At 31.8% G+C, this 22,723-nt stretch carries 24 protein-coding genes; 11 read left to right on the top strand and 13 right to left on the bottom strand.

Annotated features, from left to right (window positions below):
* Window positions 1–48: 48 nt before the first annotated feature.
* A complete protein-coding gene (locus AB3G36_RS09465; protein ID WP_367752091.1) occupies window positions 49–2,451 on the bottom strand; it encodes a heavy metal translocating P-type ATPase metal-binding domain-containing protein in 2,403 nt (800 codons plus the stop codon).
* 106 nt (window positions 2,452–2,557) lie between these two features.
* Between AB3G36_RS09465 and AB3G36_RS09460 the strand changes: the two genes are divergently transcribed.
* A complete protein-coding gene (locus AB3G36_RS09460; RefSeq protein ID WP_367752089.1) occupies window positions 2,558–3,238 on the top strand; it encodes a Crp/Fnr family transcriptional regulator in 681 nt (226 codons plus the stop codon).
* A 209-nt stretch (window positions 3,239–3,447) separates the two neighbouring features.
* Here AB3G36_RS09460 and mazG read toward each other — a convergent pair whose 3' ends face one another.
* From mazG to def, 3 genes are all read right to left on the bottom strand, one after another.
* Window positions 3,448–4,230: a nucleoside triphosphate pyrophosphohydrolase gene (mazG, locus tag AB3G36_RS09455; protein WP_367752087.1), complete on the bottom strand. Its 783-nt coding sequence runs from the start codon at window positions 4,228–4,230 to the stop codon at window positions 3,448–3,450.
* 84 nt (window positions 4,231–4,314) lie between these two features.
* Window positions 4,315–4,788, bottom strand: coding sequence for a DUF5606 domain-containing protein (locus tag AB3G36_RS09450; protein WP_367752085.1), 474 nt, complete (start codon window positions 4,786–4,788; stop codon window positions 4,315–4,317).
* Window positions 4,789–4,877: 89 nt separating this feature from the next.
* The gene (gene def / locus AB3G36_RS09445) at window positions 4,878–5,465 is read right to left on the bottom strand and encodes a peptide deformylase (RefSeq protein ID WP_367752083.1); all 588 of its coding nucleotides are present in this window, start codon (window positions 5,463–5,465) and stop codon (window positions 4,878–4,880) included.
* Between the two features lie 201 nt (window positions 5,466–5,666).
* Here def and AB3G36_RS09440 point away from each other — a divergent pair, with 201 nt between their 5' ends.
* On the top strand, window positions 5,667–7,898 hold the full coding sequence (locus AB3G36_RS09440) for an FUSC family membrane protein (RefSeq protein ID WP_367752081.1): 2,232 nt from the start codon (window positions 5,667–5,669) through the stop codon (window positions 7,896–7,898).
* A gap of 40 nt (window positions 7,899–7,938) precedes the next feature.
* Here AB3G36_RS09440 and AB3G36_RS09435 read toward each other — a convergent pair whose 3' ends face one another.
* The 4 genes from AB3G36_RS09435 to AB3G36_RS09420 all read right to left on the bottom strand — a co-directional run bounded on the left by AB3G36_RS09435 (window position 7,939) and on the right by AB3G36_RS09420 (window position 10,480).
* Window positions 7,939–9,438 carry a malate:quinone oxidoreductase gene (locus tag AB3G36_RS09435; RefSeq protein ID WP_367752079.1) on the bottom strand — a complete coding sequence of 500 codons (1,500 nt, stop codon included), beginning with the start codon at window positions 9,436–9,438 and terminating at the stop codon, window positions 7,939–7,941.
* Window positions 9,439–9,557: 119 nt separating this feature from the next.
* Entirely contained in the window at window positions 9,558–9,974 is a 417-nt protein-coding gene (ruvX, locus tag AB3G36_RS09430) for a Holliday junction resolvase RuvX (protein WP_367752077.1), read from the bottom strand.
* 1 nt (window position 9,975) lies between these two features.
* Window positions 9,976–10,257 (bottom strand): type II toxin-antitoxin system RelE/ParE family toxin, encoded by a 282-nt coding sequence (locus AB3G36_RS09425; RefSeq protein WP_367752075.1) that lies wholly within the window; start codon window positions 10,255–10,257, stop codon window positions 9,976–9,978.
* Window positions 10,247–10,480, bottom strand: coding sequence for a hypothetical protein (locus AB3G36_RS09420; protein ID WP_367752073.1), 234 nt, complete (start codon window positions 10,478–10,480; stop codon window positions 10,247–10,249). Before AB3G36_RS09420 ends, AB3G36_RS09425 begins: the two co-directional genes overlap by 11 nt.
* Before the next feature lie 343 nt (window positions 10,481–10,823).
* Between AB3G36_RS09420 and AB3G36_RS09415 the strand changes: the two genes are divergently transcribed.
* From AB3G36_RS09415 to AB3G36_RS09375, 9 genes are all read left to right on the top strand, one after another.
* Window positions 10,824–11,639 (top strand): 2,3,4,5-tetrahydropyridine-2,6-dicarboxylate N-succinyltransferase, encoded by an 816-nt coding sequence (locus tag AB3G36_RS09415; protein ID WP_367752071.1) that lies wholly within the window; start codon window positions 10,824–10,826, stop codon window positions 11,637–11,639.
* 33 nt (window positions 11,640–11,672) lie between these two features.
* Window positions 11,673–12,653 carry a glycosyltransferase family 2 protein gene (locus tag AB3G36_RS09410; RefSeq protein ID WP_367752069.1) on the top strand — a complete coding sequence of 327 codons (981 nt, stop codon included), beginning with the start codon at window positions 11,673–11,675 and terminating at the stop codon, window positions 12,651–12,653.
* Between the two features lie 19 nt (window positions 12,654–12,672).
* Complete coding sequence (locus tag AB3G36_RS09405; RefSeq protein ID WP_367752068.1) at window positions 12,673–13,737, top strand: glycosyltransferase family 9 protein; 1,065 nt, start codon at window positions 12,673–12,675, stop codon at window positions 13,735–13,737.
* Between the two features lie 40 nt (window positions 13,738–13,777).
* Window positions 13,778–14,551, top strand: coding sequence for a glycosyltransferase family 2 protein (locus AB3G36_RS09400; RefSeq protein WP_367752066.1), 774 nt, complete (start codon window positions 13,778–13,780; stop codon window positions 14,549–14,551).
* Between the two features lie 152 nt (window positions 14,552–14,703).
* A complete protein-coding gene (locus AB3G36_RS09395) occupies window positions 14,704–15,270 on the top strand; it encodes an L-threonylcarbamoyladenylate synthase (protein WP_367752064.1) in 567 nt (188 codons plus the stop codon).
* A gap of 58 nt (window positions 15,271–15,328) precedes the next feature.
* Window positions 15,329–15,712: a GxxExxY protein gene (locus AB3G36_RS09390; protein ID WP_367752062.1), complete on the top strand. Its 384-nt coding sequence runs from the start codon at window positions 15,329–15,331 to the stop codon at window positions 15,710–15,712.
* A gap of 29 nt (window positions 15,713–15,741) precedes the next feature.
* Window positions 15,742–17,163: a CCA tRNA nucleotidyltransferase gene (locus AB3G36_RS09385; protein ID WP_367752060.1), complete on the top strand. Its 1,422-nt coding sequence runs from the start codon at window positions 15,742–15,744 to the stop codon at window positions 17,161–17,163.
* Between the two features lie 49 nt (window positions 17,164–17,212).
* Window positions 17,213–18,235 carry a COX15/CtaA family protein gene (locus AB3G36_RS09380; RefSeq protein ID WP_367752059.1) on the top strand — a complete coding sequence of 341 codons (1,023 nt, stop codon included), beginning with the start codon at window positions 17,213–17,215 and terminating at the stop codon, window positions 18,233–18,235.
* Between the two features lie 63 nt (window positions 18,236–18,298).
* Window positions 18,299–19,072 carry a CDP-alcohol phosphatidyltransferase family protein gene (locus AB3G36_RS09375; RefSeq protein WP_367752057.1) on the top strand — a complete coding sequence of 258 codons (774 nt, stop codon included), beginning with the start codon at window positions 18,299–18,301 and terminating at the stop codon, window positions 19,070–19,072.
* A gap of 91 nt (window positions 19,073–19,163) precedes the next feature.
* Here AB3G36_RS09375 and AB3G36_RS09370 read toward each other — a convergent pair whose 3' ends face one another.
* Genes AB3G36_RS09370 through AB3G36_RS09350 form a run of 5 tightly spaced genes read right to left on the bottom strand, consistent with a single transcriptional unit; the run spans window position 19,164 to window position 22,514 of the window.
* Window positions 19,164–19,919, bottom strand: a complete 756-nt coding sequence (locus AB3G36_RS09370; RefSeq protein ID WP_367752055.1) for a LytR/AlgR family response regulator transcription factor — start codon at window positions 19,917–19,919, stop codon at window positions 19,164–19,166.
* Window positions 19,920–19,963: 44 nt separating this feature from the next.
* The gene (locus AB3G36_RS09365) at window positions 19,964–21,454 is read right to left on the bottom strand and encodes an ArnT family glycosyltransferase (protein WP_367752053.1); all 1,491 of its coding nucleotides are present in this window, start codon (window positions 21,452–21,454) and stop codon (window positions 19,964–19,966) included.
* Window positions 21,455–21,508: 54 nt separating this feature from the next.
* A complete protein-coding gene (locus AB3G36_RS09360; RefSeq protein WP_367752051.1) occupies window positions 21,509–21,862 on the bottom strand; it encodes a 2TM domain-containing protein in 354 nt (117 codons plus the stop codon).
* A gap of 17 nt (window positions 21,863–21,879) precedes the next feature.
* Window positions 21,880–22,185, bottom strand: coding sequence for a 2TM domain-containing protein (locus AB3G36_RS09355; RefSeq protein WP_367752050.1), 306 nt, complete (start codon window positions 22,183–22,185; stop codon window positions 21,880–21,882).
* Window positions 22,186–22,202: 17 nt separating this feature from the next.
* Entirely contained in the window at window positions 22,203–22,514 is a 312-nt protein-coding gene (locus AB3G36_RS09350) for a 2TM domain-containing protein (RefSeq protein WP_367752048.1), read from the bottom strand.
* Window positions 22,515–22,723 lie beyond the last annotated feature (209 nt).

Here is a 22,723-nt window from a genome sequence, read left to right as displayed (position 1 = left end):
AGTTAGCCTGCTCTCTTTTTATAAAATATGACATTTATCATACTTCGTTTATTTGTTAAAATTCTTATTAATATATTTTAACTTTCTTGCATAATAATTACTCATAACAGTAACAAAACTGACAATTGTAATGGTACTTAAAGGCATAATAATTGCCGCAACAAGCGGGCGTAAATTCCCAGTTATGGCAAAACTCAAGCCTACTACATTATAAAGCAGTGATAAAGCAAAACTCAACTTAATTGTTGTCATGGCTTTTTTAGAAAGCTTTAAAAAATAATGCAGTTTTTGAAATTCATTGGCTTCTAAAATAGCATCACACGCAGGTGAAAAAACATTTACATTTTCTGATATTGAAATACCTATATTACTTTGTGCCAATGCTCCTGCATCATTCAATCCATCACCTACCATCATCACATTGCTACCTTGTTCTTGTAGTTTTTTGATAAACTCCAATTTTTGTTCTGGATTTTGATTAAAAATCAATTCGGTTCCTTGAGGTAAAATGGCCTCTAAGGCTCTTCTTTCACCATCATTATCTCCAGATAAGACTTTGATTTGATAATCATCATTTAATCCTTTAAAAAGGCTATCTAAACCTTCTCGATATTGATTATTGAAAATATATTTCCCATAATAAACACCATCAATTGTAATATGAACAGCAGTTTGTAACAAAGCATTGTCTTCTATTTTTCCAACAAATGAAGCAGAACCAATTTTAATTTGTCTCCCATCTATTGTGCCCTGAATCCCTTTCCCATTAATTTCTTCAAAATCAGCAATAGATACTTTTTGCATCTCAGGTAAATAATCATATAACATACGACTCAAAGGATGGTTGGACGCACGAAGTAAATTCTTAATCCAAATGCTATCGATATCAGAAATAGGATTACCCAGATAGGAAATACTTGATTTTTTATTGGTCGTTATAGTACCCGTTTTATCAAAAACAATGGTATCTACTTTTGCTAATTGTTCTATTACCAAAGCATTTTTCAGGTAAAATTTTTGTTTACCTAAAATTCGCAATACATTCCCAATTGTAAACGGTGCGGTTAAGGCTAAGGCACAAGGGCAAGCCACAATTAATATGGAAGTAAAAACATTGAAAGCTTTAATGGTATCGATAAAAATCCAATATCCAAACGAAACGAAAGCAATTAGGAGTAAAATTGGAGTAAAATAATGACTAATTGTATCCGTGATGTTTTTGTGTTTTTGCTCTACCTTTTTTTGAAAAACATCATTGCTCCACAATTGCGTTAAATAACTTTGTGAAGTAGACTGTAAAACATCCATTTCAATCACTTTACCTATTTGTTTACCTCCTGCAAATATTTTATCACCAGAATTTTTAGTAATAGGAACAGCTTCTCCAGTTACAAAACTGTAATCAATAGAAGCGCTATCACTAATCAAAATTCCATCTACGGGAATTAACTCTTGATTTCTTATAAGTAGTCGGTCGCCTTTTATAATATCATAGACAGGTACACTTTCCTCTGTTGCATCTGGATTAATTCTAGTAATCGCTATTGGAAAATACGATTTAAAATCCCTTTCGAAACTCAAAAAACTGTATGTTTTAATTTGGAACATTTTACCTAAAAGCATAAAGAAAATCAACCCAGTCAAACTGTCAAAAAAACCGGACCCATAATCAAATACAATATCTACGGTACTGCGAACGAACATTACTATAATCCCTAAAGCAATAGGAATATCAATATTTAACATTCTCGATTTGATGCTTTTATAAGCCGAAACATAATAACTACTAGCTGAATAAAAGAAAGCGGGTAACGAAAGAGCGAAGATTAACCATCTAAAAAAAGGACGGTACGCGTCCAACCAATATTCCCTTACTTCAAAATACTCTGGAAAGGATAACAACATAATATTTCCAAAACAAAAGAAAGCGACTCCCAATTTATAAGTTAAACTTCGATCCACACTATTACTTCCGGTTTCATAGTTTTCTAAACTAATATAGGGCTCATAGCCAATAGAACTCAATAAATAAGCAATTTCACTAAGCGAAACTTCTTCAGGATTATAGGTAATTCGGACTTTTTTTTCTGGAAAATTAACCTGAGAAGTACTTATTCCTTTTTGAAGACGCTGTAAATTTTCCAAAATCCAAATACACGAGCTACAATGAATATGAGGAATACTAAGTGAAACAATAGCGGTTGCAGTTTCTTGAAAATCCAATAATTTTGAAATGATATTTTCATTATCTAAAAATTCATATTTACCTTTAATATCTAATGGTGTTGCTCCAGGGGATTTTTCAAAATCATAATAGCAAGTCAAATCATTGACACTAAAGATTTCGTAAACCGTTTTACAACCGTTGCAACAAAACTCTTTATTGTCAAAAATAATTTCTTCTGCTCTTATAATATCTAACCCACAATGGAAACAGTTTTGTGTGTCCATAAATTTGCTCATTTTACCTAATGCAAAGCTCTTAAACGAATGTTAATTAAAATATGATATATGTCATATTAAAGCGTATTTTTACATAAAAACAAACTATTTCAAGATGAGTAAATGCGAACAATGTATCGTTAGGGAATTTAGCTCACTAAAAGCCCTTAACAAAGATGAATTAGTAAAACTTGCTGATTGTAAAACATCACGCATCATAAAAAAAGGGGAAGTCATTTTTGAAGAAGGAGAAAATGTAAATGGAATCTTTTGTATTAAAGATGGTGTTTGTAAGTTATCGAAGTTAAGCCCCAATGGCAAAGATCAAATAGTTAAACTTGTTTCAAAAGGAGAATTATTAGGTCAGAGATCATTAATAAGTGATGAACCTGTTAACTTAAGTGCGGTAGCACTAGAGGACATGGAAGTTTGTTTTATTCCTAAAACTGAAGTAATGGGCTTTTTTGATAAAAACAATCAGTTTTCAATGAATGTCATGAAAGTAATTTGTGGTGATCTTAAAGAAGCTGATGGACATATGGTTGATATGGCTCAAAAAACAGTAAAAGAAAGACTTGCAGAAACACTATTGTACTTACAAGCTACTTTTGGCATAAATGAAGATAATAGCTTAAAAGTTCAGTTATCTAGAGAAGAGTTAGCAAGTATGATTGGTACTGCCACCGAAAGTTGTATACGATTACTTTCTGATTTCAAAAAATTGGGATTAATTGAATTAACTGGTAAAAAAATCACACTTATTGACATCAATAAATTGAAAAGAATAGCAGAATAATTATTTTGTTATAATACTTTCTTCGCTTCCTCCAAAAATTGAAGTATGTGAAAATCAGAGATTTTAAATTCCTGTTTTTGGGGTAACCGCTTCGCTTCTTCCCAAAATTGAAATATGTGAAAATCAGAGATTTTAAATTCCTATTTTTGGGGTAACCGCTTCGCTTCTTCCCAAAATTGAAGTATGTGAAAATCAGAGATTTTAAATTCCTATTTTTGAGGTAACCGCTTCGCTTCTTCCCAAAAAACATCCATTTCAGCCAAAGTCATGTCCATTAGTGGTTTTCCTAATTCTCCTGCTTTACTTTCTAAATATTGAAAACGTTTAATGAATTTTTTGTTAGTGCGTTCTAAAGCATCTTCGGGATTTACATTTAAAAAGCGAGCGTAATTAATCATTGAAAATAAAACATCGCCAAACTCGGCTTCTATTTTATCTTGGTCTCCTGCTTTAACCTCAACCTGTAATTCCTCCAATTCTTCTTGCACCTTGTCCCAAACTTGATGTGATTCTTCCCAGTCAAATCCTACCCCTTTTACTTTATCTTGAATTCTACTTGCTTTTACTAAAGCAGGTAAACTTTTAGGAACTCCTTCAAGAACCGATTTTTTACCTTCTTTCAATTTTAATTTTTCCCAATTTTGCTTGACTTCTTCTTCATCTTTTACTACCGTATCACTATAAATATGAGGATGACGGTGAATCAATTTTTCACAAATTTCATTACACACATCCGCAATGTCAAAATCATTAGTTTCACTGCCTATTTTGGCATAAAAAACAATATGTAATAGTAAGTCACCTAATTCCTTCTTTACTTCATTTAAATCATTATCCAAAATAGCATCCCCCAATTCATAGGTTTCTTCAATAGTAAGGTGCCGTAATGTTTGAAGAGTTTGTTTTTTATCCCAAGGGCATTTTTCCCTTAGATCATCCATAATATTTAATAATCTTTCAAAAGCTTGAAGTTGAATTTGTCTTGCATTCATAGCGTATGGTTTTGTGTAAAAATAAGAAATCCTGTAATCTAATAAAGAAGATTACAGGATTAATTTATAAACATAAGGAATTAATTATTCCTTAACTTTTTTTTCTTTTTTTGGTTTTTCAACAACTGCTTCTGCTTCAACAGTAGTTTCTACTTCAGTAGATTCAGCTGGAGCCTCATCAACAATTAGCCCTTTTGCTTGAATCGTATTGTACCAATTCAAAATTTTCTTGATGTCAGATGGATACACTCTTTCTTCATCGTAATCTGGCAAAATTTCTTTAAAATAAGCTGCTAATGTGGCATTATCTTCTTTATGAGAGATTGCTGGACCATTACTTTCCTTAGCCCCAATACGTTTCATTATTTCGCCTAACGGTTGTTCTCCTTCATAAGTATAAACTGAAATCTCAGATAATAAACTTACATTGCTTTTTAAATTTACCGTGATTTTTTTTCCATCTGCTAATGATTCAGCTACAAAACCAGTACGCGTTTGTACTTTAAGTACGTATAAACCTGGCTTCCCTGAAATGGATAATATTTTTTCTAAACTCATGCTTTTTTAATTATTATTAAGAATTCAATTTGTATTATATTTTTTGTCACGACCAAAGACCATACCAAAATAAGAAATAAAAAATAGTATTATCTTCCTTTTTTTGCAATAAAACGCATTCTATAATCTTGAAACGTTTTTCCTTCAGTAATGTTTTTTAATTTTTTTTGAATCAATCGTTTTTTTAGAGATGAAATTTTATCCGTAAACAAGATTCCTTCAATATGATCGTATTCGTGTTGAATTACTCGTGCAATTAAACCATCAAATACTTCCGTTTTCATTACAAAATCCTCTTCACAGTATTCAATAGTTATTCTTTCATTTCTGTAAACGTCCTCACGAACATCAGGAATACTTAAACAACCTTCGTTAAAACACCATTCTTCTCCATCTTCCACTAGAATTTTGGCATTAATAAAAGTTCTTTTAAAGCCTTTTAATTCTTTTTGTGCTGATGCTTCTAAATCTTCATCTTCGCTAAATGGAGTTGTATCAATTATAAACAAACGAATCGCTTTGCCTATTTGTGGAGCCGCAAGCCCAACACCATAAGCATTATACATCGTTTCATACATATCCGCGATAATTTGTTTCAAGTCTGGGTGCTCCTCCGTAATATCCTCCCCTACCTTTCTCAAAACAGGATGTCCATATCCTACAATTGGTAAAATCATTGTTCTTGTATTAAATATTATCAACCACAAATCCAGAATCAACATTCCTTAACTGCAGTTTGCAAAAATAGTAAAAAATTAGACAATGAATAATTCCAAATTGATAAATAATATTTTTTTATACTATTGTATTAAATGGTCATTCATTATGATAGGCTTAAATCATACAATCCTTATCTTTGTGAGTAAGCGATATTATTTATGATTTCTACAATAAAAAAATTTACAGACAGTACCAATTTTACAAATGCATTAAAAGTAACTATTTCCGCAGTAATTCCTGTTTTGTTATTTACCTATTTAGGTGATTATTCTATTGGCTTTACAATAGCTCTTGGTGCATTTTTCACTTACCCAAGTGACATTCCCAGTAACTTAAAACACAAAGTAATTGGAATTCTAGTAGCTACATTAATTGTTTCTGGAGTGAATTTATTAATAAATCTTATCCATCCCTACCCATGGATTTTTTATCCATTATTAGCAATATTAATTTTTATATTATCCATGATCTCCGTTTACGGACAACGTGCGATTATGGTTTCATTTTCAGCATTACTGTCTATTTCTTTGGCGTTTGCTCATATTAATTCGGGTTGGGAAATGGTATTGCATTCCGGACTTCTACTTATAGGAGGATTATTTTATTTACTAATTTCATTGCTTTTTTTTTACATTAGACCTCATAGATATGTAGAACTACAGATCGCCGAATGCATTCAATTAACTTCCAGTTACTTAAAATTAAGAGGTGATCTTTGGAAAATAAATTCGGATAGAAAAGCAATCACAAAAAAACAGTTACTATTACAAGTAAAACTGAATGCTATTCATGAAAATATTCGAGAAATTTTAATACGAAATCGTACCAATTCAGGTTCTTCAAATCAAAATCGTAAAATGCTTATTCTTTTTATTTCACTTGTAGAAATAATGGAACTCGCCATATCAACTTCATTTGATCATAATAAATTACATCAAAAATTTGATAACCATCCCAATGTTTTATTGACCTATCAAAACTTAGCATATAACCTGTCCAAGGTCTTAAAAGAAATATCAAAAAGCATTGAAGACAAAAGCAAATACAATTCGAAACATAATTTAATAACCGATTTACACGAATTTGAAATAGCTATTTCTGAGTATGAAATTGAGATAGGAAAAACACGTGCGACTGAAGGCGTTTTTATGCTTACAACTATGTTGCACTATGCTGAAAAGCAAGTCGAAAAAATAAAAACACTAGAACGTGCTTATACTTCAACCGTTGACTTACATGACTTTAAAGAAAGAGACAAAGATTTAGAAAAATTTATAACGCCATTATATTACCCAATAAGTACATTTCTAGAAAATTTGAGTTTTTCATCGACCGTATTTAGACATTCTCTGCGTTTAACAATTACAATATTAATTGGTTTTATTATTGGGCAACTACTTCCGTTTCAGAATGTATATTGGATATTACTTACCATTATAGTTATCATGCGACAAGAATACGGCTTAACAAAACAACGCACTTATCAAAGAATTTTTGGTACTCTTTTAGGTGGATTAATTGCCTTTGGGATTTTATCAATTGTTCATGATAAAAACATAATAGGGGGTTTAGCTATTATTGCAATGCTTTTTGGATTTTCATTTACTCCCACTAATTATAAAATTGGAGCCACATTTGTCACTTTATATGTGGTTTTTATTTATGGAATTTTAACACCTAATATTCAAGATGTAATCCAATTTCGAATATTAGATACCCTAGTGGGTGCTACATTATCCTTTTTAGCTAATTATTTTTTATGGCCTTCTTGGGAATTTTTGAGTATTCCAATCCATTTGGAAAAATCCATTAAAGCCAACAGAAATTATTTAAAACAAATATCGATTTTCTACAATGAAAAAGGAATCGTTTCTACCTCTTACCGACTTGCCAGAAAACAAGCATTTATTGAAATTGGAAACCTTATGGCTTCTTTCCAAAGGATGTTGCAAGAACCTAAATCTAAGCAAAACAAACTAGCTCAAGTTTATAAATTAACGGTGCTGAACCATGCCTTACTGTCATCCGAAGCCTCATTAGGAACCTATATTCAATCACACAAAACAACCGAAGCTTCTGAAGCCTTTAATGTGGTTGTAAATCAAGTAATAAAAAATTTAGATTACGCTATAGTACTTTTAGGAAATACTGCTTTAGAACCAAAAGAAGAAAACAATAATGAAGAATTCAATACACGATTTACGGAGTTAAAAAAGATTCGTGAAAAAGAACTAAAACAAGTAAATAATAGTAATGACGCAGTCTTTCAACAAAAAATGCAAGAGGCACAACTTGTGATTGAACAATTGATTTGGTTAATAAACTTATCTGAAAATATTGTAAAAACAACAAAAATATTGATCCAAACAAAAAATGAATCCATTAGATAGGATTCATTTTTTTTTATAATTGCAATTCTATTTTTAAAACTTAATTATTCAGTTTTAAAACTTCAGCAGTGTGTTTTCTTATTTTAGTTGAAAGTGCAGGATTCTCATTTAATTGTTGGCCAAAAGAGGGTATCATTATTTTTAATTTGTCTTGCCATTCTGATGTTGCCAATTTGTCTTTAAAACATCTACCTATTAGATCTACCATAATGGAAACCGCCGTTGAAGCTCCTGGTGAAGCGCCTAATAATACTGATAAAGACCCATCGGCAGTAGTAATCACCTCAGTACCAAATTCAAGTATTCCTCCTTCTTTTTTATCTCTTTTTATCACCTGAACTCTTTGCCCTGCTCTTTCTATAACCCAGTCTTTCGATTCTGCTCCAGGCACATATTCTCTTAAGGCATTCATTCTATCTTCTGGCGATTGACGTACTTGCTCTATTAAATATTTTGTTAGTGGAATGTTTTTTATTCCTGCAGAAATCATTGGAAAAATATTATCTGTAGTGATCGATAATGGCAAATCAGAATAAGAACCATTTTTCAAAAAACGAGTAGAAAAACCAGCAAAAGGTCCAAATAGTAATTGTTTTTCTCCATTAATCATTCTAGAATCGATATGAGGAACAGACATAGGAGGGGCACCTACACTAGCTTTTCCGTATACTTTCACTTTATGTTTAGCAATTACCTCTGGATTCGTGCATTTAAGCCATTGCCCACTTACTGGAAAACCACCGTACCCTTCTCCTTCAGGAACATCGGCTTTTTCTAATAATGGTAAAGAACCCCCACCTGCACCAATAAATAAAAACTTAGTATACACCTTCATTTTTTGACCCGTAACCAAATCCGAGATTTTTAATCTCCATTTACCATCATCACGTCTTTTTATCTTAGAAACTTCATGGTTATAATGAATCGTAACTCCATCTAAATTTGATAAATAACCAAAGATATTTCTAGTTAATTCACCAAAGTTAACGTCCGTTCCTATAGCCATAGAAGTGGCAGCCACTTTCTCAGACTCATCTCTACCTTCCATTACTAAAGGCATCCATTCTTTCAATTGAGAAAAATCAGTACTAAAAACCATATCCTTAAAAAGCGGATTGGCTTGTAATACCTCAAAACGTTTCTTTAAATAGGCAACATTTTTTTCACCCCACACAAAGCTCATGTGCGGAATACTTTTGATAAAATTTTCTGGAGAAGGTAATTTATTTTGTTCCACTAAATAAGACCAAAATTGTCTTGATACTTCAAATGATTCAGCTATACTAATTGCTTTTTTTGGATCAATAGAACCATCTGGTCCTTCTGGGGTATAATTCAGCTCACAAAAAGCAGAATGTCCAGTTCCAGCATTATTCCATGCATCAGAACTTTCGGCAGCAGCAATGTCTAATCTCTCAAAAATTTGAATTTTTATATCAGGTTGTAGTTCTTTTAGAATTAAGCCAAGAGTGGCGCTCATAATTCCAGCTCCTATAAGTACTACTTCAGTATTTGAACGAATGGTTTTTGTATCAAGCATATCAAAATTTTAAAATGCAAAGATACTTTATATAATTAAAAAAAATATAATAAATTAAGATGGAAAAGTTAGAAATTACGAAAACGTTCTAGTCTTTATAGTTGATTCAAAATGACTACTTAAAACTTTTTTTGACTCAGGTAATCTTGGAGCATAATTGTAGCCGAAATTTCATCAATTAGTCCTTTATTTTGACGTTGTTTCTTATTGAGTCCACTATCAATCATAGTTTGGAAAGCCATTTTTGAGGTAAAACGTTCATCCATTCGTATGACTTTCATGTCTGGAAAATGGTTGGTAAAATGAGTCACAAAGCCTTTTATTATTGAGGCACTTTCGGATGGTTGACCATTCATTTGTTTAGGTTCCCCAATTAAAACGGCCTCCACCTTTTCTTTGGTAAAATAATCTTTCAAAAAAGCAATAGCTGTAGCAGAGGGAATAGTAGTTAATCCCGAGGCGATGATTTGCATTTCGTCTGTAACAGCAATTCCGGTGCGTTTTTGACCGTAGTCTATGGAAAGTATTCTTGGCATTTTATAGGGAGTCTTTATATTTTATGAAAGCAAAAACAGAAACCATTTCTTTCTCAACATCAACTTCATAAACAGCTATATATCCTTTAAAAACATAATCTCTTATGTTTTCATTTTCAAAATATCTAGATACTTTGAAATGAAAGGGATGTTTTAGGTCTTTTTTAATGTTTCTAAGTAATTCTTTTCTGAATTTTAATGCCGCTTTGGGTTTGTCTTTGTAAATAAAACGAACTTGATTTGTAAGTAATTCCAAAAATTCATTGGAGACACTAACTGTCATATTCTGAAAAGGTTTGATCTAAAATAGCATCTGCTTCTTCAACAGTATGCATTTTTTCAGCACCACTTTTTAGTTTAGCATAAGCAATATCTACCTTTCTTTTATTACTATCCAATTGTGCATCTTCTTGAACTATTTTCAACTCATCCGAAGAGAATGAACTCAATAATTCTAAAATTTTGGCTTTGATATTGGGTTGAAATTCTAATCTAATGGTTTCCATAATCTTGATTTTAAAATACAAAGATAAAACATTTCATGATAAGTTGTTTTTTGTATTCGTTTCTCCATCACACCAAATTCTTGTCTGTTTTCATATGATTTTTAAAACAAATTTAAAATCAAAATCTTGTCATTAAAGAGGGCTGCGTGAGGGATTGTAGTGAAGCTCTTTTTATTGCTGGATTTTTTGACCAGTAATAAAAAAGCGAGAACGAAAAGCCCGACCCGAAGTTTTTACGTAGGGTCATGCCCAAAGAAATCATATGAAAAAACTAACATTTTGGAAAAATTTTCACTTTTTGCTTTTGGTTAAAAAGTATATCTTTGTCAAAAATCTAACAAAAATGAATCCATTACAGACAATTATAGAACAAGCTTGGGAAAACCGTGCTTTGTTACAAGAAACTACAACAACTGATGCTATCAGAGAAGTTATTGAATTATTAGACGCAGGAAAATTACGTGTTGCTGAACCAGTTGGTGAAGGGTGGCAAGTAAATGAATGGGTAAAGAAAGCGGTAGTAATGTACTTCCCTATTCAAAAAATGGAAACTTGGGAAGCAGGTATTTTTGAATACAACGATAAAATGTTGCTAAAAAGAGATTATGCTGCCAAAGGAGTTCGCGTAGTTCCTGGAGCATCAGCTCGTTATGGTGCTTATATTTCAAGTGGTGTAATCATGATGCCAAGTTATGTAAACATTGGTGCTTATGTAGATGAAGGAACCATGGTTGATACTTGGGCAACTGTAGGAAGCTGTGCTCAAATTGGTAAAAATGTACATTTAAGTGGTGGTGTAGGTATTGGTGGTGTTCTTGAACCTTTGCAAGCGGCTCCGGTAATTATCGAAGACGGCGCTTTTGTAGGTTCTCGTTGTATTGTTGTTGAAGGAGTTCATGTTGGTAAAGAAGCAGTTCTTGGTGCCAATGTATGCCTAACTGCCTCTACAAAAATCATTGATGTTACTGGTGAAACTCCGGTTGAAATGAAAGGTTTTGTACCTGCTCGTTCTGTAGTGATTCCTGGTAGTTATACTAAAAAATTCGCTGCTGGTGAATTTCAAGTACCATGTGCATTAATCATTGGGACACGTAAACCTTCAACTGATTTGAAAACTTCATTGAATGATGCTTTACGCGAATATGACGTAGCGGTATAATCCGATTCGTTAACCCACTTTATAAAAGACCTATTGGATATATCTATAATTATCGTTAATTATCGTGGCTGGAAAGCATTAGACGAATGTTTAGAATCTATTGCTACAATTGTTTCAAAAACAATTTCCTTTGAGGTTATCGTAATTGATAATTTCTCTAACGATGGACAATTCTCTATTTTTAAAGAAAAATATTCCAAGTTTACAATAATAGAAAATTCTGGAAATAATGGTTTCTCAAATGGTTGCAACGTTGGTGCAAGCATGGCTACGGGAAACCATTTCCTTTTTTTAAATCCAGATACCAAACTTACTATTGAAGCATTAGAAATACTTTTGCAAACTGCCGTTTCACATCCTGAAATTGGAATTCTATCGTGTTTACAAATCAATGAGAATGCTATTTTCTATAAGCAAAACAACTTATTTCCTGCTTTAGGACGCTTTTTCGGAATTTCGCGAACGCTGTTTAGAAAATGGAACAAAGCCAAACTAGAAAAACGCTTTAACACTACTACCGATTTGTTTTACCCAGATTGGGTCACTGGTGCAGTTGTTTTTATAAACAGAGATTGGTACACCAAAATTAACGGCTGGAACGAAGATTACTGGTTGTACTTTGAAGATGTTGATCTTTGTAAAAAAATAACCGATATAGGTGGAAAAGTTGCCGTTACTAGAAAAGCAACAATTTTTCATCAACATGGTGGTGCTTCCCGATTGAATATCAAAACAAAAGCACTCACAAAAACAGAAGTTATTATTTCAAAACACACTTATATTAGCAATCAATTTACTTTTCGAATACAAATCTATTTACATAGCTTGTTGATTATTGGAGTACTATTAGAAAAAATAATATTATCTGTAATTAGTCTATTTTTATTTTTTATTCCAAAATTAAAAGTGAATCGATTGATGCTGAAAAATCTATTGGTTTATTATTCCAACGCGATTCAAAAACAAACTTGGATTAGTCCTAGAGCCATGAATTACTTGAAAATAAAAGCATAACTTTTCAAATCCAAATCAAATGAAAATACTTGTAATTCAACAAAAAATGATTGGAGATGTCTTAATAAGCTCTTTATTATGTGATAATTTGCGCAAAGCATACCCCAATGCTCAAATTGATTACATGGTTTATGAATCGACGATTGCTGTTTTACAGGGAAATACTAGCTTTGATAATCTTATCCTTTTTAAGGAAAAACATCAAAAGAGTAAATGGCAACTTTATAAATTCCTAAAAACGATTCGTAAAGAAAAATACGATATTGTTATAGATGCTTATTCCAAATTAGAAAGTTGGCTCGTAGTATTATTTTCAGGAGCATCCAAAAAAATATCTTATCTAAAAAAAGGAAGAGACTTTCTTTATACTGATACCATCATAAGAAAGCAAACAACAAATACAAATTTGGGTTTAATAATTGAACAACGATTAGCATTGCTAGATCCATTTCAGCTCAACATCGATTTGATTACATTTCCAGAAATTTATGTAACAAAGGAGGAAAATGATTTCGCCTCTTCCCTATTGGATTCTCATGGTCTAGATCGATCCAAAAAGACGATTATGCTCAGTATAATTGGAAGCAGTGCTGACAAAACCTATCCATTGAAATACATGTCAGAATTAGTTGATTTCATTGGTGACAATGATAACTGTAATATCCTTTTTAATTATTTTCCAAAGCAAATTGAAGAAGCTAAAACGATCTTCAATGGATGCAAAGAGAGTACAAAACAAAAAATTCACTTCTCGGTTTTAGGAAAAACAATTCGCGAATTTATCGCCATAATGAACCAATGTGATATGATTATTGGTAATGATGGTGGAGCAATCAATATGGCTAAAGCACTCCACAAACCTTCCTACATTGTTTTTTCTCCTTGGATTGACAAAAAAGGCTGGGCCACATTTGAAGACGGAATCAATCATATTTCCTTACATTTAAATGAATTTAAACCCGAATTATTTGAAGGAAAGTCGGCTAAAACTGTAAAAAAAGAAACTAAATTATTTTATAATGAGTTTCAACCTGAACTATTATTCCCTTCGTTGCAAACTTTTTTAAATACACATTCTCGCTAAACCCAAAAGAAAGAACTTATTTTCAAACTGCCCATAATTTATGATTGAATCGTCTAATACAAATATATCCGTTTTAATAATTACATTAAACGAGGAAAATCAAATGCAGGCGCTTTTGGCAGATTTGGATTTTACGGACGAAATTATTATTGTCGATTCATTTAGTACAGATAAAACGGAAGTAATTTGTAAATCATTTCCAAAAGTAAAATTCTTTCAAAACACTTTTAAAAATTATCCAGCACAAAGAAATTATGCGATTTCATTAGCCCAAAATGATTGGATTCTTTTCCTTGATGCTGATGAAAGGCTAACTCCTGAATTAAAATCAGAAATTCTAGAAACGACACAACAAAAAACAACTTCTATTGCTTTTCAGTTTCGTAGAAAATTTATGTTTAAACATAAGGTTCTTCATTTTAGTGGCTGTCAAAATGATAAAATTTTTCGCCTTTTCCATAAAGGATTTGCTACTTACGCAACTGAAAAATTAGTCCATGAAAAATTAATTACGAATGGAAAAACGGCGGTATTCAAAAACAAACTCATTCATTACTCCTATCCTAATTATGGTTCTTATAAAGCAAAAATAATACGTTACGGAGAATTGAAAGCTTTAGAAAAGCTCAATCAAAACAAAAATCCAAGTCTTTTAATTCAATACGTGCATCCTACTTATAACTTTCTTTATAATTACATTGTACGATTGGGAATTCTAGACGGAAAAAAAGGAATCATTATTTGCTATCTAAACGCGTACAGTATTTTTATTCGTTACCAACGATTAAGAATTCTTAAAAAGACTCTAATTTAAAAGACTATTACCAAAAACCATTAAAAAAATTCCACATTCTCTTTAGTAATGAGTATAAAAAGAAGCCCTATTTAGATTATTAGAAACTCAAAGCATGATTTATAACATAAAGAATAGTTATTTTTGCAATAAAATTTATTTTTACAATAACTATGGATCTTAACGAAGAAGTCATCAAAGCATTTGAAGTGATCAAAGAAGGCGGAATTATCCTCTATCCTACCGATACTGTATGGGGAATAGGTTGTGATGCAACAAATCCCGAGGCTGTAGCCAAAATATACAAACTCAAACAAAGAGCCGAAACGCAAAGCATGATCGTTTTGATGAATGGGGAAAAAATGATGTACAATGTTTTCAAAGAAATTCCAGAAGTAGCCTGGCAAATCATGGATTTATCCGAAAACCCCACTACTTTAATTCTTGATAATCCTAGAAACATTGCTGCTAACTTAATTGCCACCGACAAAACTTTAGGAATCCGAATCGTAAAAGAACCTTTTTGCTTTAAACTATTGGAGCGAATGAAAAAACCATTAGTTTCCACTTCGGCCAACATATCAGGACAACCCACACCAAAAAGTTTCAAAGAAATTAGTCCTGAGATTATTAAAGGTGTAGACTATGTTGTAAATTTGCACCGCGATAAAATTGGGGGAAAACCATCGACAATTATAAAGTTGACAAATGACTCTCAGGTAAAAGTGATACGTAAATAGTTTTTAATAGCAGATTATTAAAGTACAACCGCAGATTCGCAGATTAAAATTTTAATTTATGGAGGAATATTTATCCGCAGATGAGACCTACAAAATAATTGGAATTCTATTTGAAGTTCATAAAACTTTAGGAAAAGGTTTTTCAGAAATTGTATATAAAGACGCTTTAGAATTTGAGTTTAACGAAAATAACATCCCTTATGAACGTGAAAAAGAATACTCAGTAAACTATAAAAACACAATTTTAAAGCATCAGTTTTATGCAGATTTCGTACTTTATAAGTCAATAATTTTAGAAATTAAAACTGTAGATTGTTTTAATAATAGCCATTATAATCAATGCTTAAATTATCTAAAAGTGTCAGATAATGAACTTGCATTATTGGTGAATTTCAATTCTATTTCTTTAGAATACAAACGAATTGTTCGCACAAAAAAATAAAAAAATCTGCGAATCTGCGGTAGAATCATATGAATTACAAAGAAGCATTACATAACAAAATATTCCAAGTCATCTCTCAGGCTTCCCAAGAACTTAACGTTGATAGTTATGTTATTGGTGGTTTTGTGAGAGATTTGATTTTAAAAAGAGATTTTAAAAAAGACATTGATATCGTTGCTGTTGGCAGCGGAATCGAATTGGCTTTAAAAGTATCTAAATTACTACCTAACAAACCAAAAGTTCAGGTTTTCAAAACTTATGGTACTGCCATGTTGCGTTTTGAAGATACAGAAATCGAATTTGTTGGCGCTAGAAAAGAGTCGTACCATTTTGAAAGTCGCAACCCAGTTGTAGAAAACGGAACGTTAAAAGATGATCAAGACCGTCGTGATTTTACAATCAATGCATTGGCAATTTCTCTAAATTCAAAAAATTATGGGGAATTACTAGATCCTTTTGATGGTTTGAATGATATGGAAAATAAGGTTTTAAGAACGCCTCTTGATCCTGACATCACCTACTCTGATGATCCTTTACGTATGATGCGTGCCATTCGTTTTGCCAATCAGTTGAATTTTGAAATTGAAGAGAATTCGTTACTATCAATTACTAAAAATGCAGAGCGAATTAAAATCATCTCAGGAGAACGAATTGTAGATGAGTTGAACAAAATTCTTTCGACTGAAAAACCTTCAATTGGTTTTTTACTTTTATACAAAACTGGACTTCTTGAGATTCTTTTACCAGAATTAACTGCATTAAACAATGTAGAAGAAATTGAAGGCCAAACACACAAAAATAATTTTTATCACACATTAGAAGTCGTAGATAATATTTGTCCTAATACGGATGATGTATGGTTAAGATGGGCTGCTTTACTACATGATATTGGGAAAGCACCAACCAAACGTTTCAATAAAAAACAAGGATGGACCTTTCATGGACATGAATTTCTAGGAGGAAAAATGGTCAAAAAATTATTTGAACGTTTGCATATGCCTTTGAATCAAAAAATGAAATTTGTTCAAAAAATGGTCATGATGAGTTCCCGTCCTATAGTGCTGTCACAAGACACAGTTACGGACTCCGCAGTACGACGATTGGTTTTTGATGCTGGTGAAGATGTTGAAGATTTAATGACACTTTGTGAAGCTGATATTACAACCAAAAACCCAAATAAATTCAAGAAATACCACAGTAATTTTGAAATTGTTCGAAAAAAAATTGTGGAAGTTGAAGAACGCGATCATGTACGTAATTTTCAGCCTCCGATTACTGGAGAAGAAATTATGGAACTTTTTAATCTAAAGCCTTCCAAGGAAATTGGAATGCTTAAAGAAGCAATTAAAGAAGCCATATTAGAAGGTGAAATTGCCAACGAATACCAAGCTGCTTATGACTTTATGTTAAAAAGAGCACACAAAATAGGATTAAAGATTAACGCTTGTTGAATTAAGGATTAATAGTAATTAAAATATCTTTGCCAAAATTAGTTTCAAAATGAAAAAACAGAATAAATCAGTTATAATTTGGTTGTTATCCGGTTGTTTATTAATTTTTATAATGGTGGTTGTTGGCGGCATTACTCGATTGACTAATTCAGGTCTCTCAATGACCGACTGGCATCTAATAACCGATACTTTACCTCCATTAACTGAGGCTAAATGGCAAGAAGCTTTTGATCAATACAAACAGTTTCCTGAATATCAAAAAATCAATATTCATAATGATTTCACACTTTCTGATTATAAATTTATTTATTTCTGGGAATGGTTTCACCGTTTTATAGGTCGTGCCATTGGAATGGTATTTATACTTCCGTTTATCTATTTTTTAATTCGAAAACAACTAGACAAAAGCACAATTAAAAAATGCATCATACTATTAGGGCTTGGTGGTTTACAGGGCTTTTTTGGTTGGTTTATGGTTCGAAGCGGATTAATTGATAATCCTGATGTTAGTCATTTTAGACTTGCCTTACACCTTACAACTGCCTTTATTACCTTTGCTTACACTTTTTGGGTAGCGTTAGACCTAATTTATCCAGACAAAAGAGCTGCTCAAAAATCGTTACAAACTATCGCTAAATATGCACTTGCTTTTTTATTATTACAAATTATCTACGGAGGCTTTGTTGCAGGTTTAAATGCAGGTTTAATTCACAATCATTGGCCATTAATGAGTGATGGACAATTCATTCATGACTCGGTATTTTTAGAGCAAAAAAACCTGTTTTTAAGCTTTACCGAAGGAAAAAGTGGCGTGCAGTTTATACATAGAACATTAGCTTATTTTGTAGTTGCTATGATGCTTTTACTTTATTTTAAAAGCAAAAAATACGCAATGGACAATGGACAAAAATACGGTATTAATTTGCTTGTAATTCTTGTTTTTTTACAGTTTGCTTTAGGTGTTTTTACATTACTTTACGGTGTCCCATTATGGCTAGGATTGATCCACCAAATCAATGCTTTTTTCCTTTTATCAGCCATGACATTTACCTTGCACCGATTGTCTAAATAACAACTTTTAGCTATATTTGCATTTGACTATATTGTCACATTTCTTTGTTCATCTTAAACAAAAATGTCTAAACTTGCTGCTCAAGATAAGTTCTTCGATTTATCAGATTACGGAAGATCACCTGGAAAATTATTTGCAAAACGATTAAAAAACACCCGATTTACCCCTATACATGTTACGCTACTTTTTGGCCTATCAGGTCTTATTGCGGTCTATTTTATAGTGCAAAATCAATACTATTTAGCAGGTATTTTTATTATTTTAAAATCGATAATTGATGCCGCTGATGGGGAACTGGCACGCTTAAAAAAAAGACCATCCTACACTGGAAGATACCTTGACAGTCTCTTTGATATTTTTCTAAATTTTTTCTTTTTATCGGCAATTTGCTACGTTTCAGCAACGCCTTTTTGGGTCGCATTATTGGCTTTCTTTTGCATCCAATTACAGGGAACATTATACAATTATTACTATGTAATTTTAAGAAACAAATCAATTGGCGGTGACTCCACAAGCAAAGTTTTTGAGTACAAAATGCCTAAAGCTTTACCTGGAGAAAGTCAAAAATCAGTAGCCATTTTATTCGAAATTTATACTCTTGTTTATGGTGGTTTTGATAAAATAATTCACACCTTCGACAGGGATGCTTATAGAGTCAAAACATTACCAAATTGGTTTATGACTTTTGTATCTATATATGGATTGGGTTTTCAACTATTAATAATAGCGCTGATGTTGGCCATAGATTACATTGAATACATTGCTCCGTTTTTTATAGTGTATTCCATTTTTATTTTTATCCTAATAGGAATAAGAAAGCGATATTTTAGACATTAAGACCCAATAGATATAATCTATTGTCGGTATTTAAAAATTTAAATACGAGCTAGTTAAGATGTTTATTATAAACTCATAGTTTAACCACTAATTAAGCAATCCAATTTTTAAAATCAGAAACTTTTTCTCTACTTACAACAACCTCATCAGTGGTATACGACGGCAAAATTACTTTTAAACGAGAGTTACTATAGACAATAATTTCCTTTATTGCCTTCATTGGAATAATGAATTTACGGCTCACTCGATAAAAAGCAGAAGGATCTAATTCTTGCTCCAATACTTCTAAAGTAGTTTCGACAAGATAATTTCTATTGTCAAAAGTATGAATATAAGTCCCCTTATTTTCGCTATAAAAACACTCTATTTCATCAGTAGAAATAACTTTTAGATGCTGCCCTATTTTTACTGTAAACCGTTTTTTGTGTTTTTTTTCAAACGGATTTGAAAGCATTTTTTTAATCTCTTCAAAATCAATTTGAAGCTTTTCCTTTTTAGGTAAACGGTCCTTAAATTTTGCAATTGCAATATCTAAATCCTCCTCGTCGATTGGCTTTAAAAGATAGTCAATACTGTTTAATTTAAATGCTCTTAAAGCATATTCATCATATGCAGTTGTAAAAATAATAGCGCTCTTAATTTCGATTTTTTCAAATATTTCAAAGGACAATCCATCCGATAATTGGATGTCCAAAAATATCAAATCTGGATGTTCATTATTCGAAAACCATTCAATAGATTCTTCAACCGAATGGAGCATCACGCCTACCTGAATTTTTAACTTTTCTAATTTGCGTTGCAACAATCTTGCTGCTGGTTTTTCATCTTCGATTATTATGATTGTCATAAATACTATTTTTAAAATCTAAATTAATTTGTTTAAAAAATATGTTATTCAAAAACATATTTTTCTAACAAAGGCCATTTTTTCTTCAGGTTAATTTTGGTTTTTCTACAAAGGTAAACGGGAATATTATTTTCTTCATCAATGGCATATTTATGCTTGATTATTTTAACCAATTTCACCTCCTGAAAAACACGATCAACGGCTACTTTTTCGTTCCCAATACTGATACAAAAAGTGCCATCCGTTTTACCTGTTCCCCAAGACCAAAAACTCCCATGTGAACAAACTGGATTTGGTAAATCGTACTTTTTTCCTAAAATTTCTAGTGCACTAGCTTCACCATAATTCTCGGCCCAAATCATACAATTCTCTTTTTCTTTTAACGGTAAGGATTGAAATAAACTATCTACTAATTTCACTTGTTCTTCCCAACCAAACATATCCGCATAATCCGATGTCAATTCGACTCTACCGTCCTGTAGCTTTTTTGCATCAGCATATTCCACATAATCCTTGATTGGCAAAATAGGTATTGCTAAAGGCAAAAAAGGAAGAGCTGGAAGCAATAGTACCGCAGCCACGACATAATTCCATTTAGGCTTTTTCTCTAATAGTTTTTCGATTTTCACGGCACCTGCTGCAAACAGTATTGGATAAATGGCAAAGAAATAATAGGCTTTGGATTCCATAATCCATAGGGTTCCAAATATAACTACTGTAGCAACTCCAAAAATTTTATACTTTTTTAAATTGGTATCCAAAAAATAAGCAACTAGACCAATGAGGCTAATCGTAAATGTGAAAGGGTGTTTGATTTGTTCGATAACAAAATCAAATGTACCATTTGCATCTAATTGACTTTCTTTCAATTTCTTTAAGTGCAAAATAAGAGGGAAATGGTGGTTTACTTGCCAAATAATATTGGGAAAAAAAATTAAAAAAGAAATGATTCCTGAAATATACAACCATTTATTTTTGAATAATTTCCCTTTATCGTAAAACATCAATCCAATAAAAACTCCAAATCCCCAAACTAGAATGGTGTATTTATTCATCAAGCCAATACCAAAAGTAATTCCTAGAAGCACCAGAAATTTAATTTGTTTAGTATTGATGTATTTAATTAAAAAATAGAATCCTAAAGTCCAGAAAAACTGATCAAAAGCTACTGGCTGAAATAATAAATGGTTGCGGTAAAAGGGTAAGAATGCCAAAACTGAAATTCCTGCTAACAAAACGGCATTTCGCTTTCCGCCCAATTCTTTGGCAATGAAACAACAGATTATAAGTATTCCAATTCCAGCTAAAGTAGAAAAAAAACGAATTCCCGATAAAGAGTATCCAAAAACGAAATGAGCCACTTTACCTATGAAAGCAATAAAAGGTGGAAATTCAAAATAACCCCAATCCAAGTTTTCACTTACTGATAGGTGCAATAATTCATCGCGATGAAAACCATAATTTTGATTTCCAATCACATGAATTATAAGTTTTACAAAGGCTAAAACGGCAATAACTGGTACATATTTTTTCAAGGTAGCTTTCTAGTTTAAGGTTAAATAATAAAGAATCAAATCTAAAAATTCATTTTACTCCCATTTATTATTTTTATCCTTATCCATTAATTCTTGAATTTTCTTCTCTTCCCAATCGGATCCAAAAAACAACTCTCTTCCAAAAACTGATAATCCATGTGATAGCAAACCAATTCCCCAGAATAAAGCCGTACTCCATGTCTCCCATTTCCAAAAGACTTCACTTCCGAGCAAGCTTCTATTAAAAGTAGAAAGCACTATAAAGGCATTAACTAAAACGTAAACTAATAAATGAACATAAAACCCTTTTATTCTTTTTACTCTTCTATAAGCAATATCATAGCGCGCATCAGGACTACCATTCCCTGACGTATAATTTTCATACTTTCTTCGTCTAAATCTTCCCATTTTTATAAAAATTTAAATTATTCCCAATTATTTCTGGATTGTTCTTCTTTATCTATAAACTCTTTTATTTTTCTTTTTTCCCATTCTTTATTAAAAAAAGGAGGGTAATCAAAAGCGATTAAACCATGTAAAACTATTGGTATTGCCCAGCCCAACAAGCACCACAAACACCACAAATATTCTGGAGAAGTAATCAGATTTACTGCAATTACAATTGGATTTGTCAGAAGATATACTGTAAGATGCACATAAAAACTTTTAATTTCTTTTACTTTTTTTTGCGCTTCATGATAGCGTTTCTCCTCTTGATAATTATTTTCCATTTTATTGATTTAAAATATTATTTCCATTTCTGCATTTTTTCCTTCTCCATAAATTCTTTGATTTTTTGCTCTTCCCAATCTTTACCTAGAAATGGCATGTAATTAAAAACCTTCATCCCGTGAAAAAACACACCCATTCCCCAACCTAATAGCGGCCAAAAAAACCATAAATATTCTGGTGAGGTAACCAAATTAAGTACTAAAAGCCCCGTGTTTACAACAATATAAGAGATCAAGTTTCCGTAAAATCCTTTAATTTCCTCTACTCGCTTTTTAGCCTTAAAATAACGTTCTTCGTTTTGATATTTATTCTCCATGATTATTTCCATGTTTGTTTATTATCTTCTTTAATTAAAATCTCTTGAATTTTTCTTTCTTCTCACTAATCGGTAAATATATTAAATTTTACAGGCATGTATTAATAAAGGAATTCCTCTACTAACGTTCTTGGAATGCGGCTTTGCAAGGTTTCGAAATTCTTGGCAGTGATCTTTCAGCTAAGATAAAATTTCCCACGGAACGCAAATATAAATTTGTA

It is taken from the genome of Flavobacterium sp. WC2430 (assembly GCF_040822075.1).
Taxonomy (GTDB): domain Bacteria; phylum Bacteroidota; class Bacteroidia; order Flavobacteriales; family Flavobacteriaceae; genus Flavobacterium.
Note: the sequence above shows the minus strand (reverse complement) of the source record. Positions and strands in the feature narration are given on the sequence as shown.